Genomic DNA, 16,504 nt, shown 5'->3' on the forward strand with positions numbered 1-16,504 from the left:
CCCCGTCCCGGCCCGGTCCGTGGCAGGGCGCCGGGGCCCGGCACGCGGGCGGATGCGCACGGCCGGACTGAACCCCCGGGGCGGCGTTCCCGCCGGCGCGGGCGGGCGGCCGGTCACGGCTCGCGGCGGGGGACCACCAGGATCGCGCCGGTACGGGGGTGCTCCAGGATCTCGACCGGGTGCCGGTAGACCTCGCTGAGCAGCGGGCCGTCGAAGACCTCCGCCGGTGGGCCCGAGGCCGCGACCCGGCCGCCCGCCAGCACGGTGACCTCGTCCGCGTACGCCGCCGCGAGGTCCAGGTCGTGCAGGACGACCACGACCGCGTCGCCCGCGGCGGCCCGCTCCCGGGCCAGCCGCAGCACCAGCTCCTGGTGGCGCAGGTCGAGCGCGGCGGTCGGCTCGTCGAGCAGCAGCAGCCCCGCCCGCTGGGCCAGGACGCGCGCGAGGGCGACGCGGGCGCGCTCGCCGCCGGACAGCTCGGCGAAGGACCGCTCGGCGAAGCCGGCGGTCTCCGTCACGGCCAGCGCCCACGCCACGGCCTCGTCGTCGGCGTCCTCCGCCGGCGTGCCGGTCCAGGGTGCGCGGCCCATCCGTACGACGTCCGCGACGGGGAACGGGAAGGCCAGGGAGGCGGATTGCGGCAGTACGGACCGGCGCAGCGCCAGCTCCGCGGGCGCCCACGCCGCCACGTCCCGGCCGCCGACCAGCACCTCGCCGGCCGCCGGCGGGAGGTCGCCGGCCAGCGCGGCGAGGAGCGTCGACTTCCCGGCGCCGTTCGGCCCGACGAGTGCGGTGAGCCGGCCGGCCCGCGCGGTCAGCCCGACGCCGTCGAGCACCGCCCTGCCCCCGAGCCAGACGACCAGGTCCCGCGCCTCGGCGGCGACGGCGCCCGCCGGCAGGGGCTCCGGCAGCCGTCGGTCCGCGCGGGCGCCGAGCAGCGTGCGGATCATGCCCAGCCCCCCTGCCGGCGGCGGGTCCTGCGCAGCAGCCAGAAGAAGAACGGGCTGCCCACCAGCGCCGTCAGCACGCCGAGCGGCAGCTCCGCCGGCTCCGCGACGGTACGCGCCGCGAGGTCCGCGACGACCAGCACCAGCGCCCCGCCGAGCGCGCTGCCCGGCACCAGGAACCGGTGCCCGGGCCCCGCCGCCATCCGCAGCAGGTGCGGCACCAGCAGCCCGACGAACGTGATGACGCCCGCCACCGCCACCGCGGCGGCCGTCAGCAGCGCGACCACGAGCACCAGCACGATCCGCAGCCGCTCCACGTCCACCCCGAGGTGCCGCGCGGGCCGTTCGCCGAGGGCGAGCAGGTCCAGCTTGCGCGCGTACAGCGGCGCGACGGTCAGGCCGACGACCGCGCAGGGCAGCACGGCGAGCACCTTCGGCCACGTCGCCTGGGAGAGCGAGCCGAGCTGCCAGAAGGTGATCTGCGTGACCTGCGCGTTGTCGGCGAAGAAGATGAACAGGCCGATGAGCGCGCCCGCGAAGGCGTTGACGGCGATGCCGGTGAGGATGAGCGTGACGACCTCGGTGCGGCCGCCGGAGCGGGAGAGGGCGTAGACGACCAGCACGGTGGCGAGCCCGGAGACGAACGCGAAGGCGGAGACGGTCCAGTTGCCCAGGACGTCGATGCCCAGCGCGATGGCCGCGACCGCGCCGACCGCGGCGCCCATCGAGATGCCGATGACGCCGGGCTCGGCCAGCGGGTTGCCGAACACGCCCTGCATCAGCGCGCCGGCGCAGCCGAGCGACGCGCCGACGAGCAGGGCGAGCACGACCCGGGGGAGCCGGACGTTCCACAGCACGCTCTCGCCGACGCGGCCGAGGCTGTCGCCGCCGAGGTGCAGGCGGTGGGCGGTGGAGGAGAGGACGTCGCCGGGGGAGATGTGGTACGCGCCGACGCCGGCGGCGAGTACGGCGGCGGCCAGGAGCGCGGCGGCGAGTGCCGCGGTGAGGACGGTGGCCCGGCCGCGTACGGCGGCGGGCGGGGCGGACTTCGCCGGCGCGGGCCGGCTCGCGGGGCCCGTACGGTACGGGCGCGGGGTGTCCGCGGCGGCCCGCGGGCCCGCACCGGGTGCGGCGCCGGCGGTCCGGCTCGTCGCCGGTGGCCCGTGCCGTTTCGCCGCGGCGGGCCGCGCGGCATCCGTGCGCCCGGATCGCTCGCCGTGGACCGGCTCCTCCTCGGACAGTTCGTCTGCCACGTCGCCGATCCCGCCGCCGCCCGGCGGCAGTTGCGCGGAGGACGTCATCGCCCCTCGCCCGGGCCGTGGATCTGCGCCACCAGGCTCCGCAGCACCGCGTCCGTGCGCGGCCCGTAGTTCAGCAGCACGCCGTCGTCCACCGACGCGATCCGCCGGTCCATCGCCGCCGGTGTCTGCGCGACACCCGGCAGTTGCACGAGCCCGTCGACCCCGCCGACGGACTCCAGTCCCTTCGTCATCACCAGCAGCACGTCCGGGGCCGCCTTCGCCAGCGCCTCGCTCGTGATCGGGGTGAAGTCCTTGTCGAGACCGGACTCCTTGCCGGCGTCGACGCCGCCCGCCGCCTCGATCAGCGAGGCGGCGCCGGAGCGCGCGCCGCCCAGCATGTACACGGACGCCGACCCCCGGACGTACAGGAACGCCACCCGCGGCTTCTCGCCGCCGGACGGGATGTCCCGGCGGGCGGCGCCGATCCGCTCCTCGGTGCGTTCGCGCAGCTTCGCGCCTTCCCCGGCGACGCCGAGCGCGGCGGCCACGGCGTCGATGCGGCTGCCGACGTCGTCGAGATCCTGCGCGGGGTCGAGGACGACGAGGGGCACGCCCGCGGCCCGTATCTGGTCGATCGCCTCCGCCGGGCCCGTGGTCTCCTCGGCCAGCACCACGTCCGGCTCCAGCGACAGCACGCTCTCCGCGGAGACGTCGTGCGCCTGCGTCACCACCGGCAGGTCGCTCGCCTGCTCGAAGGTGGCGGTGACGTCGCGGGCGACGACGCGGCCGCCGAGGCCGAGCGAGAAGACCAGTTCGGAGACCGAGCCGCTGAGCGGCACGATCCGGTCCGCGGCGGCCACCGTGACGTCGCGCCCGTCGGCGGACCGCACCCTCGCGGGCAGCTTCGGTACGGCCTTGTCGGTGATCGGCTCGACGCGGTCGGCCGGTGCTTCCCGGCCCGTACCGCCACCCGCGCTCCCGGCGGCGTCGCCGGAGTCCGCGCCGGAGGTGCCTCCGCAGCCGGCCAGGGCGATCGCCAGGGCGGCGGCGGCCACAAGGGTGCGGGAGATACGGGGAGTTCGCGGCACCGGTTCCACCTTCGGCGTTCCAGAGGGCTCGCACGGCCGGGGGCTTCCGGCCTGCTCGGCGATAGCTTAGGTTAGCCTCACCTAAGAAACCAGCTCGGGAGGGGATCCATGCTGCGGCACCTGCGTGCCCTGGCCGCCGCCGCCTTGCCATCGCGACGGCGCCTCGTCGCCGTCGCCGCGGCCACGTTGCTCACCGGCACGCTCGCCGTGGGCGCCGACGTCGCCGCCGCGCCGCCCGCCCAGGCGGCGGCGCGCACCGTCGACGGTGGCCGGCTCGACTGGGGCATCAAGGAGTCGTTCCTCACCTACGTCACCGGCCCCATCGCGCAGGGCGAGTGGACCCTCCTCGACGGCGCCGCCTCCGGATTCCGCTTCCACTCCGCCACCGGTTCGTACGACCCGGAAACCGGCGCGCTCACCGCCGCGTTCGGCGGAGGTGTGCGCTTCACCGGGCACGAGGAGAACGGCACCCACCGCCTCGACATGACCCTGCGCGGCTTCACCGTCCGCATCGCCGACGGCCGCGGCACCCTGCACGCCGACGTCGCCGGCAAGGACCGCAAGACGGGGCGGATGAGCACGTCCAGCCAGGCGGCGCTGGCCAGCCTCGACCTCGGCGGGCTCGACATGCGCGGGGGCGGCAGCCCCGTCGTGCTCGACGGCGTGCCCGCCGCCCTGACCGCCGAGGGCGAACGCGCCTTCGCCGGCTACTACCCGGCCGGCACCGCGCTCGACCCGGTCAGCCTCTCCGTCGATGTACGGGCATCGTCCTCCGGTTCCGGTTCCGGTTCCGGGTCCGGTGACGACCCGCCGCCGTCGGGGAAGCCCGAGGACGGCGGCGAGAAGCGCGACAGGGGCGAAGGGAAGGCGGCCGGCGGCGAGATCGTCGACGGCGCCGTCGACTGGGGCGTACGCCGCACCTTCCGCGACTACGTCACGGGCCCCGTGGCGCAGGGGAGCTGGCGGCTCGGCGGCGGTGCGGAGGACGGCGGGGCGCTGTTCCGCTTCGGACGCGCGGAGGGCGCGTACGACGCGAAGGAGCAGCGGCTCAGCGCCGACTTCGCCGGCACCCTGCGCTTCACCGGCGAGCGCCTCGACCTGCGGCTGAGCGGTGTCTCCGTGACCGTCGAGGACGGCAGGGGCACGCTCGTCGCGGACGTCGCCGGCGACGGGGACACGGCCGAGGCCATCCCCGTCGTCACCTTCCCGGCCGGGCGGCTGACGGCGAAGGACGGCCTCGTCGCCGTCGCCGAGGCGCCCGCGAAGCTGACCGCCGAGGGCGCGCGGGCCTTCGGCGGCATGTACGAGGCGGGCACCGCGATGGACCCCGTCTCCGTCGCCGTCGCGCTGGACGCCGACGCCGAACTCCCCGCGCTGCCCGACCTGGGCAGCGACCCCGGCCCGAGCGCGGAGCCGGCCGGCCCGGCGAAGAAGGCGGGTGCCGCGGACGCCCCGGAGCCGGCCGGCTCGTCGTCCACCTCGCCCGCCGTGCCGCTGGGCGTGACCGGGGCGGCCGTGCTGCTCGCGGCGCTGCTCGCCTACGTCCTGGTGCGCCGGCGCCGGACCCGTACCGCCGCGCCCGCCTCCACCCCTGCCCCCACCCCCGAAGCCACCGATGCCGCCGGGAAGCCCGGCACAACCGACTGAAGCACCGAGATGCCCAAGGAGAACCACGAGATGACCGCCACCCCGCTGCGCCTCACCGCAGCCATCGCCGCCGCGACCGCCCTCAGCGCCGTCGCGCTGGCCCTGCCCGCAGCGGCCGACAGCGCGGAGGCCGGGGCCACCGCCATCGACCTCACCGACGGCACCCTGACCTGGGGTGTCAAGCAGAGCTGGCGTACGTACGTCGTGACCACCGCGCACGGCGAGATCACCACCGCGGACGGCGCGGAACAGGCGCCGGACAACGGCCCGTTCACGTTCACCGGGGGCACCGGCACGTACGACCGCGACACGCACGCCGTCGACACCGCCTTCGCCGGCAGCGTCCGCTTCGCCTCCACCCGCCACGGGTTCGACATCAAACTGGCGGACGTCAAGCTCACCACCGAGAACGCCACCACGGGCGCGATCACGGCCGACGTCACGGCCGCCGGCGAGACGGCGCAGGACGTGGAGTTCGCCGCCCTCGACCTCACCGACGTGCGGCCGGGCGGCGGGGCGGACGGCGCGATGACGTTCGCCGACATCCCGGCGACGCTGACGGCGCAGGGCGCGGAGGCGTTCAACGGCATGTACGAGGAGGGCGCCGAGCTGGATCCGGCGACCCTGTCGGTGAAGGCGGCGAGCGACAACGGCACGTCCGGCGGAGGCTCCAACGGCGGCGGGACGGGCGGAAACGGCGGCACCACCGCGAGCGGCGGCGGTGACCAGGGCGGCACGACATCCGGCACCACGTCCGGCACGACGTCCGGTACGACGGCCTCCGGCGGCGCCTCCGCGGGCGCCGACGGGGGCACGGAGCAGCCGCCGCAGACGCCGGGTGCGATCGTCGACGGCCGACTGGACTGGGGCGTGAAGCAGTCCTTCCGCGAGTACGTCACGGGCCGGATCGGCAACGGCAGGATCGAGGTCGCCGAAGGCGCCACCGAGCAGACGGACGGGTTCCGCTTCCCGGACGGGCAGGGGGAGTTCGACGCCGACGAGCCGTCGCTCGACGTGGGCTTCGGCGGCACCGTGCGCTTCCTCGCCCACGAGGAGGACGGCACGTACGCACTGGACCTGAAGTTCAGCGACTTCAAGGTCCAGGCCGACGGCGACGGCGCGGCGCTGGTCGCGGACGTGTCGTCCAAGGACCGGGAGAGCGGCGAGGTCACCGAGAGCGACGATGTCGCCGTCGCCGACCTCGAAGTGGACCCGGCCGAGCTGACGGCGACCGACGACGTCGTCGAACTGACCGACATCCCGGCCGCCCTCACCGAGGAGGGCGCCGGCGCCTTCGGCGGCTTCTACGACCCGGGCGCCGCCCTGGACCCGGTCAGCCTGGCCGTCACCCTGGACGAGGACGCCGAACTCCCCGGCGGCGACCCCACGTCCGGCGGCACCCAGTCCACCGGTGGCTCCGCGGACACCACGGGCACCCCGGCCTCCGTAGGCGGCACCGACTCCCTCGCCGCCACCGGCAACGGCACCCCGACCACGCCCCTGATCGCCGCCGCCGCAGCCATGACCACAGCCGGCGCCGCCGCCCTCTACCTCACCCGCCGCCGCCGAACCACCACCACCGCCTGACCTAGACGAAAGGGAGCGCCGCCCCTCGCCGCCCGACCGCGAACGGGCGGCGCTTCCACCTGCGTTGTGCGACGGGTCGGACGGTGGTTGGTGGTCCAGACCTTTCGTTGCTAGTCGGCAACATTCTGCCGTGGCTTACACAGAGGGCCCTCCTGTCGCTACGATCCCCTCGACCCCATCACGAACGTCCGTTGGAAAGCCGCGCACAAGTACCACGCACCACTCCCGTGCGCGTGCCCGAGGTTTCGATGAACATCGCATGGCAGTCGCCGAGGTGCGCCCGCTTAGTCGGCCCGCCCCGCCCCCTGTCGCTCCGCCCCGGCCGTGGCGCGCGCTGTCGCGCGGCGCGCGGGGGGCGGTGATGGCCCGCGGCGGTGGTTCCGGGCGCGGCGGGGACTTCCGGCCCGTTTACCATCTCGCCGGGCTCGACGACGACTTACGGACCGTGGTCGACGACTTGCGCGTCGGCCGGTGGATGTCCATGCGCGCCCTGCTCGGCCGTACCGGCGCCGACTGGGGCGGGCGTACCGCGCGGTCGCAGGTGCTCGGTGTGGTGGCCGCGAAGTCGGCGGTGGTGCAGATCTGGCTGGACGAGGAGCCGGAGAGCGCCGACGCGCGGATGATGCTGGCCCGGGTCGCCGTCGGGCGGGCCGTGCAGGCGCACCGGCAGCGGCACCCGAGCGCCGGGCAGTTGGAGGAGGACGCGCGGCAGGCGTGCCGGGAGGCGGCGCTGCTGCATCCCGGGGACCCCGTGCCCTGGGTGTGCCTGCTGGCGCTGGCGCAGGTCGACGCGCGGCAGCAGCGGCCCGAGCACCGGGTGGCGCCGCCGGAGAACCTGCTGCCCCCCGGGCCGTGGGGGCTGCTGGAGGAGGTCGTCAAGCGCGACCGCTACAACCGCGAGGCGTACCACCGCGTGCTCCAGATCTGCTCCGCCTCCGGCGGCTCGCAGGCGTACGCGATGGACTTCGCCCGCTGGGTGGGCTCCTGGGCCCCGTCCGCCTCCCCGCTCCTCGTGCTGCCGCTCTTCGCACACGCCGAGCACTACCACTTCGAGCGCCGCCGCGGCCGGGGGGACGCGCTCGTGCACCGGCAGTGGTCCCGCGAGGACATCCTGCGGGACACGCTGCGCGCGCTCGACGGCTGGTTCGACCTCACGAACTCCGAGGTGCGCTCCGTGCTGGACCTGAACCACCTGGCCCACGCGCTCACCGCCGCCCGCGAGTTCCCCGAGGCCGCCCGGGTGTTCACCGCCATGGGCCCGTACGCCACGCTCCTGCCCTGGGCCTACGTGACCGAGGACCCCGAGCGGCAGGACCTGGCCCAGGCCGAGTACTTACGCGCCCGCTCGACGGCACTCGGCGGCGGGTGACCCGGCGCGACCGTCCGTTTCGACCGCTCTGCCCCCTGTCATGCCCCTGCCATTCCCCATCGGAGGTCACTCCATGTCACAAGCGCCGGTCAGCACAGCCGGCACGTCCCGGCGCAAGGACGACGACGCCCACCTTCGCGATCTCGGCTACGAGCCGGAACTCGCGCGGCGGATGGGCCCGTTCGGCAATTTCGCCATCTCCTTCTCGGTCATCTCGATCCTCTCCGGCTGCATGACCCTGTACGGCTTCGGGCTGAGCACCGGCGGCCCCGCCGTCATGATGTGGGGCTGGGTGGCCGTCGGCCTCTTCGTGCTCTGCGTCGGCATGGGCCTGGCCGAGGTCACCAGTGCGTACCCCACCTCCGGCGCGCTCTACTACATGGCCCACCAGTTGGGCGGCCCCCGCTGGGGCTGGTACACCGGCTGGCTCAACCTCCTCGGCCTGCTCGGCGCCATCGCCGGCATCGACTACGGCTGCGCCCTGTTCATCGGCGCGTTCTTCAACCTCCAGTGGGGCTTCGAACCCACCGCGGAGAAGACGCTGCTGATCTTCGCGGTCATCCTCGTGCTGCACATGACGCTGAACCTGCTGCGGGTGCGCGTCGTCAGCATCCTCAACTCCATCAGCGTGTGGTGGCACCTGGCCGGCGTCGCGATCATCGTCGGCGTCCTGGTCGTCGTCCCCGACCACCACCAGTCGGCCGGCTTCGTCTTCGGCGAGTTCAACAACGACACCGGCTGGAACAACCCGTTCTACGTCACCGCCATCGGACTGCTGCTCGCCCAGTACACGTTCTCCGGCTACGACGCCTCCGCCCACCTGTCCGAGGAGACCACCCAGGCGCAGGTCAGCTCCGCGAAGGGCATCGTCCGCGCGATCTGGGTCTCCTGGCTCGCCGGGTTCGTGCTGCTCGCCGGGCTGACCTTCGCCATCCAGGACTACGTCGGCACCCAGGAGTCGGCGACCGGCGTACCACCCGCGCAGATCTTCATCGACGCCATCGGCGAAGGCGGCGCGAAAGCCCTGCTGCTCATCGTCATCTGCGCCCAGCTCTTCTGCGGCAACGCCGAGACCGCCGCCACCGCGCGGATGGTCTTCGCCTTCTCCCGCGACGGTGCGCTGCCCGGCTCCAAGCTGTGGCGCCGCGTCTCGCCGCGTACCGGCGTGCCCACCCGGGCGGTCATGCTGTCGGTGGCCGTCGCGTTCTGCCTGGCGCTGCCGTCGCTGTACTCGGCGACGGCGTACGGCGCGGTCACCGCCATCAACGTCATCGGCATCACCCCCGCCTACGCGATCCCCATCTATCTGCGGCTGCGCGCCAAGCACCGCTTCGTGCCCGGGCCGTGGAACCTGGGCCGGTGGAGTTCGCTGATCGGCTGGGTCGCGGTCTGCTGGGTGGCGGTGATCACGGTGATCTTCTGCCTGCCGCAGGCGTCGCCGGTCACCGTGGACACGTTCAACTACGCCTCGGTGGCCCTGGCAGCCGTCCTGCTGCTGGCCACCGTCTCGTGGTGGGTGGCAGGCAAGCGCTCGTACAAGACACCCGTCTACACCGCCGACCCCGAGATGGCAGAGCTCGGCAAGGACCTGGTGTGACGCGCGCCGGGCCGCCGCCGCACCCCGGCGGCGGCCCGGCGCCCCGTCCCAGACCGCAACCGACCAGCGCTCCGTGAGGTCCGATGTCCGCAACCACTCCCACCGCCCACCGCGGGCGCCCCATGCGCCTGCGTACGCTCCTTCGCATCCTGGCCGCGGTCGTCACGGCGGCGCTCGCGGCCCTGGCCGCGGTCGGCGCCGTCCGGGAGCTGAACCGGGCCGGGGCCGTGCAGGACTACGCCGACACCCTCGACCGGCTCCAGCAGCCGTCGTTCGCGCTCGTCACCGAACTCCAGGCCGAGCGCCGGATGACCGCGCTGCACTGGGCCCGCGGCCCGGTCAACACCGCCCAGCTCGGCAACCAGCAGGCCCTGACCGACGAGGCGGCCGTCGAACTCGGCGAGCTGGCCGAGGAGGCGCCCGCCGCCGCGGCCCGCCCGCTGCTCGAAGCCGCCGTGCGGGGCGTCGACGCGCTCGACGGCGTACGCGAACGGGCCGCCGAGCGCTCCGGGGACCGCGACAAGGCGCTGGAGGCGTACACCCGCGCCATCGAGCAGACCATCGACGTGCACACCCGGCTGCGCGCCCACAACGGCGGCCTCGCGCAGGGCGCCCGCCCGCTGACCGCCCTGCTCCAGGCCGGCGAGGCGCTGGCGCTTCAGGACACCCTGCTGGCCGGCGCGAAGGACGGCCGGCTGCCCGCCGCGGACCACGCCCGCTTCACCGAGGCCGTCGGCGTGCAGCGCTTCGCGTACGAGACGCTGGCGGGACCGCTGCTGCCCAGCGGCGAGAAGGGCCGCTACGACGCCATCACCACCTCCGCGGAGTGGGCCGAGAAGTCCCGTATCGAGGACGCGGTGCTCGGCGCGGGCCGGGAGCAGGGCGGCGCGGTGACGCTGCCCGCCGAGACCGCGGGCTGGAAGCAGGCGTACGAGCGCCTCGGCCCCAGCCTCGCCGGGCTCGCCACCGCCCGCATCCAGGCGCTGGCCGACGACGCCGGGGACCGGGCCGGCGAACTGCGCGTGACGGCGTACGGCATCGCCGCCGGCGGCGTCGTGCTGGTCGCGATCGTCCTCGCCGTCGTGCTGTGGGTCAGCCGCACCATCGTCCGGCGGGCCGAGGAGGTGCGCTCCAGCGCGCTGGCCGTCGCCCGCCGCCAGCTCCCGCAGATGATCGTCCGGCTTCAGCGCGGCGAGGACGTCGACCTGTCGGTGCTGCCCGGGCAGATCGCCGCCGCCGACGAGTTCGGCGAGATCTCCAACGTCGTCGCCCGGCTCGCGGAGGAGGTGGTCGAGGCGGCGCGGATCGTGCACGAGGAGCGGTTCGGCTTCGAGAAGTTCGCCGAGGGTGTCACCATGCGGGCCGTCACCCTCATCGTCGCCGTCCTGCGCACGCTGGACGAGCTCCAGCACCGCTACGCGGACACCGACCCCGCGCTGCTGTCCGAGCTGTACGAGCTGGACCACCTCACCGTGCGGGTGCGCCGCCAGTTGGAGAACCTGCTGGTGCTCTCCGGCGGCTCGGTCGTGGGCCCGCACACCGAGCCCGTGCACATCGCCAACCTGATCGTCGACGCCGCCGGCGAGTCCCGCGGCTTCGCCCAGGTCACCAAGGAGTTCCAGGCCGAGGCGTGGGTGGTGCCGGAGGTGGCCGGGGAGCTGACCCACCTGATCGCCGAGCTGATCGAGAACGCCACCACCTACTCGCCCAGCGGGTACGAGGTCTTCGTCCGCGCCACCCACACCGCCACCGGCGTCGCCATCGAGGTCGAGGACAAGGGACGGGCGCCGGAGAGCTGGTACTTCGAGGCGCTCAACGGGCGGCTGCTGGACGTGCCGCCGTACGCGGTGCTGGCCAAGTCCTCCGACCAGCTCGGCCTGTTCGTGGTCGGGCAGCTCGCGCAGCGCCACGGGGTACGGGTCACGCTCCAGCAGGGCCGCTTCGGCGGCGTGCTGGCGGTGGTGCTGGTGCCGTCCGCGCTGCTGACCGGCGCGCCGGAGCAACTGGCGGACCGCACCCCGGTACGCAAGCCGCTGCCGAGCCGCTCCGGGCCGCGGCCCGCGAAGCGGCGCGAGCCGACGGCGGCCGGTCTGGTACGCCGCGAGCCGGCCCGCGCCGGCGGTCCCGGAGGTCCGGTACGCCCCGTCGATCCGGCGCCCGGGGTGGCGCCGGTCCGCCCGGCCGACGACGAGGCGGCGCCCCCGGCGCGGCACAGCCTGCCTGCCCGCCCCGCGGCACCGGCGCCCTCCGAGTCCCCGGCTCCGGCGAGCGCAGAGGTGCCCGCCGAGTCGGCCGAACCCGAGCATGTACGGGCCGAGGAACCCCTGCCCGTACGCACCAAGAAGCCGCGTCCCGAGCCGCACCCGGGCCCCGAGCCGCACCCGGGCCCCGCGCCGGAACCGGCCCCGGAAGCAGACCCGGCCCCGGCAGCCGCGTACGAACCGACCGAGGAGATGCCCCTGCCCGTCCCCGCCACCCCCCAGACCGAGACCGAGCCGCCCCGCGAGGCCGTGCCGGCGCCCGGGCCCGACCGCCCCGCCGCCCGTGCCTCCGGGCTGCCCCAGCGCGTACCCGGCACCAGCATGGCCGGCCAACTGCGCGAGGGCAGACGCCGGCCCGCCACCGCCATGGACCGACGGCCGCTCGACAGCATCGAGTCGGCGTTCACCCAGCTTCAGGAAGCCCTGACCGACCCGGAGGAAGACAGCGACCGATGAGCAGCCTCAGGCACGTGAAGAACGTCATCCCCGCGAGCCCGGAGGACGCGGCCGTCTTCGACAACCTCCGCGACAACCTGCAACTCGTGCCGGACCTCACCGGCTTCGTGCTGCTCGCCGACGACGGCCTCGCCCTCTGCGGCTACGGCCTGGACTGGACCCGCGACGACGTCCAGACCATCGCCGCCGCCTGCTCCGGCCTCGCCAGCCTCGCCGACGGGCTGTCGATGCCGGTCGACGGCGGCTCCGTCCTGCATCTGAACATCACCATGGAGCACAGCCACCTCATCCTCACCGCCTGCGGCAACGGCAGCACCCTGGTCGTCTACACCTCGGGACCGGAGTCCATCGGCCTCGCCATGCGCGAGACCGTCCGCGTCGCCCGCGCCTTCAAGCACCAGCTCGGCGTGGGGTCCCGCAGGACTCGTATCCGGTAATGAGCGCGCCACGGGGAACGCGCAGGACGCGGACGTTCGCGCTCACCGGATCACGCACCGACCGGGCGCCCGGTGAGCAGTTCACGATGCACTCCACGGTCCGCGCCGCCGTACTGGCCGACGACGCGCGCAGCATCCCCGAGGAGTGGCAGACCATCCTGCGGCTGTGCGCCGGCCCCGGCATCGCCGTGGCCGAGCTGGCGGCCCGTATCGAGATGCGGCTCACGCCCGCCGCCGTCCTCCTCGCCCAGCTCCTGGAGCAGGGGCTCATCGAGCACAGACCTCCGATGAGCGATCCGGACGCCATGAACATCGACTTCCTCCGACGAATCAGGAGCGGCCTTGAGCGAGCCTGACACCCTGGCCCCGGACGCCGTCTGGGACGCCTACCTCCCACCCGTGAAGATCCTCGTGGCCGGCGGGTTCGGGGTGGGCAAGACCACGGCGGTCGGCGCCGTCAGCGAGATCACGCCCCTGCGCACGGAGGAGCGGCTGAGCGCGGCCGGGGTGGGCGTGGACGACCTGTCCGGCATCGAGCAGAAGTCCGCCACCACCGTGGCCATGGACTTCGGCCGGATCACGCTGGACGTGGCGGTGCTGATGCTGTTCGGCACGCCGGGCCAGGAGCGGTTCTGGTTCATGTGGGACGACCTGCTGCGCGGTGCGCTCGGCGCGGTGGTGCTCGTCGACACCCGGCGGCTGGACCGCTCGTTCGCCGCCGTCGACTTCTTCGAGAGCCGGGACCTGCCGTTCGTCGTGGCCGCCAACTGCTTCCACGGCGAGCAGGACTACGATCCGGAGGAGATCCGCGACGCGCTCACCCTGAAGGAGCCCACCACCCCGATCGTCCTGTTCGACGCCCGCGAGCGCGAGTCGGTACGCGGTGTGCTGCTCGCCCTGATGGACCATCTGATCGCGTCCGCGGAACCCGCCCACGCCCAGTGACCGCAGGAGGCCAGCCCCGCCATGACGACCGTCCTCGCCATCGACCAGGGCACCTCCGGCACCAAGGCCCTCGTCGTCGACCCTGAGGCGCCGGCCGGCGGCAGCGGCGGCGGTGGCGGGAGCGGCATCCTGGCCGTCGCCGAGGTGCCGGTGACACCCGACTACCTGCCGGGCGGCGGGGTCGAGCAGGACCCGGCGCAGTTGCTGGCCTCGGTGCTGGCCGCCGGGCGGCAGGCGGTCGAGGCAGCCGGCCGGCCGGTGCACGCGGTGGCGCTGGCCAACCAGGGCGAGACGGTGCTCGCCTGGGACCGTGCCACCGGCAAGCCGCTCTCCCGGGCGGTGAGCTGGCAGGACTCCAGGTCGCAGCGGCAGTGCGACGAGCGCGCGGACGCCGCCGGGTGGGTCGCCCGGCGCACCGGGCTGGTGCTCAACCCGTACTTCTCCGCGCCGAAGATGACCTGGCTGCGCGAGAACGCCACCCGCGAGGGTGTCGTCACCACCACCGACACCTGGCTGCTGCACCACCTGACCGGCGCGTACGTCACCGACGCCGCCACCGCCAGCCGCTCGCTGCTGCTCGATCTCGACGCCGTCGACTGGGACCCGGAGCTGGTCGCCCTCTTCGGGCTCGACGCCGCGGAGCTGCCGCGGATCGTCGCCTGCGACGAGGTGGCCGGCACCACCGCCGCCTTCGGCGCCGAGGTGCCGGTGGCCGGGCTCGTGGTCGACCAGCAGGCGGCGCTGTTCGGCGAGGGCTGTCTGACCGCGGGCACGGCCAAGTGCACGTACGGGACCGGGGCGTTCCTGCTCGCCAACACCGGCGAGGCCGCGGTGCGCTCCGGCTCCGGGCTGACCACGTCGGTCGCCTGGCGGGCCCGCGGCGCCACCCCGTACTGCGTGGACGGCCAGGTGTACACAGCGGCCTCCGCGGTGCGCTGGCTGACCGAACTGGGCCTGGTCGGCTCGGCCGCGGAGCTGGACGAGGTGGCGGCCCAGGACGCCGCGGGGGTGGTGTGCGTGCCGTCGTTCGCGGGGCTCGCGGCGCCCTGGTGGCGCTCGGAGGCCACCGCGTCGTTCGCCGGGCTGACGCTGGCCAGCCGCCGCGAGCACCTGGTGCTCGCCGTCCTCCAGGGCGTCGCCGCCCAGGTCGCGGAGGTCACGGGGCTGGTGGCCGCCGACCTCGGCGGCCCGCTCACCCGGCTGCGGGTGGACGGCGGGCTGACCCGCAGCCGCACGCTGATGCAGGCGCAGGCCGACCTGTCGCAGGTCCCCGTCGACGTCTACCCCTCGCCGCACGCCACCGCGCTGGGCGCCGCGGCGCTGGCCCGGATGGCGCTGGAGCCGGAGCTGCCGGCGGCGGACGCGGTGCCGCGGTGGACGCCGGGGCGGACGTACGAGCCGCGCTGGCCGCGGGCGCGGGCGGAGGAGTTCCTCGACCGCTGGCGTACGGCCGCGGGCGCGGCACTCCCGCGGCAGGACGCACCGGCGGAGGACGCACCGCCTGAGGACGCGCCCCCGGAGGACGGCCGTGGCTGAGCGGGCGGAACCGTACGACGTGGCGGTGGTCGGCGCCGGCGTCGTCGGCGCCGCCGTCGCCCGCGAACTCGCCGGCCACGAGCTGTCCGTCGCCCTCCTCGACGCCCGCGACGACGTCGGCGAGGGCACCAGCAAGGCCAACACCGCGATCCTCCACACCGGCTTCGACGCCACCCCCGGCACCCTCGAATCCCGCCTGGTGCGCCGCGGCTACGCGCTGCTGTCCGCGTACGCGAAGGCCACCGGCATCCCCGTCGAACGCACCGGCGCCCTCCTCGTCGCCTGGACCGACGAGGAACTGGCCGCCCTGCCCCGCCTGCACGACAAGGCCGTCGCCAACGGCTACGAGCACTGCGTCCCCCTCACCGCCGAGGAGGTCTACGACCAGGTCCCCGCCCTCGGCCCCGGCGCCCTCGGCGGGCTCGCCGTCCCGGACGAGTCCGTGATCTGCTCCTGGACCACCACCCTGGCGCTCGCCACCGAGGCGCGGGCACGCGGCGCCGCCGTGCTCCTCGGCCACCGCGTCGAGGCCGCCGAGCCCGGCACGGCCGCCACCACCCTGCGCACCACCGCCGGTGACGTCACCGCCCGCTGGGTCGTCAACGCCGCGGGCCTGGCCGCTGACACCGTCGACGGGCTCTTCGGCCACGACCGCTTCACCGTCACCCCGCGCCGCGGCGAACTCCTCGTCTACGACAAGCTCGCCCGCCCCCTCGCCCCGCGCATCGTGCTGCCGGTGCCGACCGCCCGCGGCAAGGGCGTGCTCATCAGCCCCACCATCTACGGCAACGTCATGCTCGGCCCCACCGCCGAGGACGTCGCCGACCGCGGCGACACCGCCACCACCGCCGCCGGCTACGACTTCCTGCTGGCCCGGGGCGAACGCCTGATGCCCCGGCTCCTCGCCGAGGAGGTCACGGCGGCGTACGCGGGGCTGCGCGCGGCGATCGACCGCGACGACTACCTCGTCGAGACCGACCCCGGGCGGCGCTACCTGCTCGCCGGCGGCATCCGCTCCACCGGGCTGTCCGCCTCCCTCGCCCTCGCCGAGCACGTCCGCGACCTGCTCGGCGCCGCCGGCCTCGCGCTCGTGCCGCGTACGGAACTGCCCGGCCCGCCGCGGATGCCGAACCTCGGCGAGGCGGGGCGGCGCCCGTACCGCGACGAGGAGCTGATCGCCAGGGACGGCGCGTACGGACGCGTCGTCTGCTTCTGCGAGCGCGTCACCGAGGGCGAGATCCGCGACGCGCTGCGCTCGGCACTGCCGCCGGCCGGAGCCGACGGGCTGCGCCGCCGCACCCGCGCCATGAACGGCCGCTGCCAGGGCTTCTACTGCGCCGGCGAGGTCGAAGCCCTGCTGGAGGCCGGCCGGTGAGCGCCGGTACGCCCACCG

13 protein-coding genes are annotated in these 16,504 nt (G+C 75.0%); 10 read left to right on the forward strand and 3 right to left on the reverse strand.

Annotation, left to right across the window (positions count from 1 at the left end):
* Positions 1–113: 113 nt before the first annotated feature.
* From QBL21_RS14730 to QBL21_RS14740, 3 genes are read right to left on the reverse strand one after another with little or no spacing between them, the layout of a single operon-like run.
* Positions 114–950, reverse strand: a complete 837-nt coding sequence (locus tag QBL21_RS14730) for a heme ABC transporter ATP-binding protein (protein ID WP_407562634.1) — start codon at positions 948–950, stop codon at positions 114–116.
* A complete protein-coding gene (locus QBL21_RS14735) occupies positions 947–2,248 on the reverse strand; it encodes a FecCD family ABC transporter permease (protein ID WP_407562635.1) in 1,302 nt (433 codons plus the stop codon). Before QBL21_RS14735 ends, QBL21_RS14730 begins: the two co-directional genes overlap by 4 nt.
* Entirely contained in the window at positions 2,245–3,276 is a 1,032-nt protein-coding gene (locus QBL21_RS14740) for a hemin ABC transporter substrate-binding protein (protein WP_407562636.1), read from the reverse strand. Before QBL21_RS14740 ends, QBL21_RS14735 begins: the two co-directional genes overlap by 4 nt.
* A 108-nt stretch (positions 3,277–3,384) precedes the next feature.
* Between QBL21_RS14740 and QBL21_RS14745 the strand changes: the two genes are divergently transcribed.
* The 10 genes from QBL21_RS14745 (at position 3,385) to QBL21_RS14790 (ending at position 16,486) form a co-directional block, all read left to right on the forward strand.
* Entirely contained in the window at positions 3,385–4,923 is a 1,539-nt protein-coding gene (locus QBL21_RS14745) for an HtaA domain-containing protein (protein ID WP_407562637.1), read from the forward strand.
* Between the two features lie 30 nt (positions 4,924–4,953).
* A complete protein-coding gene (locus QBL21_RS14750) occupies positions 4,954–6,510 on the forward strand; it encodes an HtaA domain-containing protein (protein ID WP_407562638.1) in 1,557 nt (518 codons plus the stop codon).
* Positions 6,511–6,871: 361 nt separating this feature from the next.
* Positions 6,872–7,879 (forward strand): hypothetical protein, encoded by a 1,008-nt coding sequence (locus QBL21_RS14755; RefSeq protein WP_407566425.1) that lies wholly within the window; start codon positions 6,872–6,874, stop codon positions 7,877–7,879.
* Positions 7,880–7,952: 73 nt separating this feature from the next.
* The gene (locus QBL21_RS14760) at positions 7,953–9,476 is read left to right on the forward strand and encodes an amino acid permease (RefSeq protein ID WP_407562639.1); all 1,524 of its coding nucleotides are present in this window, start codon (positions 7,953–7,955) and stop codon (positions 9,474–9,476) included.
* Positions 9,477–9,559: 83 nt separating this feature from the next.
* Positions 9,560–12,193 (forward strand): nitrate- and nitrite sensing domain-containing protein, encoded by a 2,634-nt coding sequence (locus tag QBL21_RS14765; RefSeq protein ID WP_407562640.1) that lies wholly within the window; start codon positions 9,560–9,562, stop codon positions 12,191–12,193.
* On the forward strand, positions 12,190–12,630 hold the full coding sequence (locus tag QBL21_RS14770) for a roadblock/LC7 domain-containing protein (RefSeq protein WP_407562641.1): 441 nt from the start codon (positions 12,190–12,192) through the stop codon (positions 12,628–12,630). Before QBL21_RS14765 ends, QBL21_RS14770 begins: the two co-directional genes overlap by 4 nt.
* Positions 12,630–12,986, forward strand: a complete 357-nt coding sequence (locus QBL21_RS14775; protein ID WP_407562642.1) for a DUF742 domain-containing protein — start codon at positions 12,630–12,632, stop codon at positions 12,984–12,986. The genes QBL21_RS14770 and QBL21_RS14775 overlap by 1 nt, the downstream gene beginning before the upstream one ends.
* Positions 12,973–13,575 carry a GTP-binding protein gene (locus QBL21_RS14780; protein ID WP_407562643.1) on the forward strand — a complete coding sequence of 201 codons (603 nt, stop codon included), beginning with the start codon at positions 12,973–12,975 and terminating at the stop codon, positions 13,573–13,575. Before QBL21_RS14775 ends, QBL21_RS14780 begins: the two co-directional genes overlap by 14 nt.
* A gap of 21 nt (positions 13,576–13,596) precedes the next feature.
* Entirely contained in the window at positions 13,597–15,111 is a 1,515-nt protein-coding gene (locus tag QBL21_RS14785; protein ID WP_407562644.1) for an FGGY family carbohydrate kinase, read from the forward strand.
* The gene (locus tag QBL21_RS14790; RefSeq protein ID WP_407562645.1) at positions 15,104–16,486 is read left to right on the forward strand and encodes an NAD(P)/FAD-dependent oxidoreductase; all 1,383 of its coding nucleotides are present in this window, start codon (positions 15,104–15,106) and stop codon (positions 16,484–16,486) included. The genes QBL21_RS14785 and QBL21_RS14790 overlap by 8 nt, the downstream gene beginning before the upstream one ends.
* The last annotated feature ends 18 nt before the right edge of the window (positions 16,487–16,504 follow it).

The sequence above is a fragment of the Streptomyces sp. 184 genome, assembly GCF_045781775.1.
Lineage (GTDB): Bacteria > Actinomycetota > Actinomycetes > Streptomycetales > Streptomycetaceae > Streptomyces.

Bases quoted from the DNA above. Each gene is read 5' to 3' on its own strand.
- QBL21_RS14730 (WP_407562634.1), bottom strand. From the start codon at position 950: ATGATCCGCACGCTGCTCGGCGCCCGCGCGGACCGACGGCTGCCGGAG.
- QBL21_RS14735 (WP_407562635.1), bottom strand. From the start codon at position 2,248: ATGACGTCCTCCGCGCAACTGCCGCCGGGCGGCGGCGGGATCGGCGAC.
- QBL21_RS14745 (WP_407562637.1), top strand. From the start codon at position 3,385: ATGCTGCGGCACCTGCGTGCCCTGGCCGCCGCCGCCTTGCCATCGCGA.
- QBL21_RS14750 (WP_407562638.1), top strand. From the start codon at position 4,954: ATGACCGCCACCCCGCTGCGCCTCACCGCAGCCATCGCCGCCGCGACC.
- QBL21_RS14755 (WP_407566425.1), top strand. From the start codon at position 6,872: ATGGCCCGCGGCGGTGGTTCCGGGCGCGGCGGGGACTTCCGGCCCGTT.
- QBL21_RS14760 (WP_407562639.1), top strand. From the start codon at position 7,953: ATGTCACAAGCGCCGGTCAGCACAGCCGGCACGTCCCGGCGCAAGGAC.
- QBL21_RS14765 (WP_407562640.1), top strand. From the start codon at position 9,560: ATGTCCGCAACCACTCCCACCGCCCACCGCGGGCGCCCCATGCGCCTG.
- QBL21_RS14770 (WP_407562641.1), top strand. From the start codon at position 12,190: ATGAGCAGCCTCAGGCACGTGAAGAACGTCATCCCCGCGAGCCCGGAG.
- QBL21_RS14775 (WP_407562642.1), top strand. From the start codon at position 12,630: ATGAGCGCGCCACGGGGAACGCGCAGGACGCGGACGTTCGCGCTCACC.
- QBL21_RS14785 (WP_407562644.1), top strand. From the start codon at position 13,597: ATGACGACCGTCCTCGCCATCGACCAGGGCACCTCCGGCACCAAGGCC.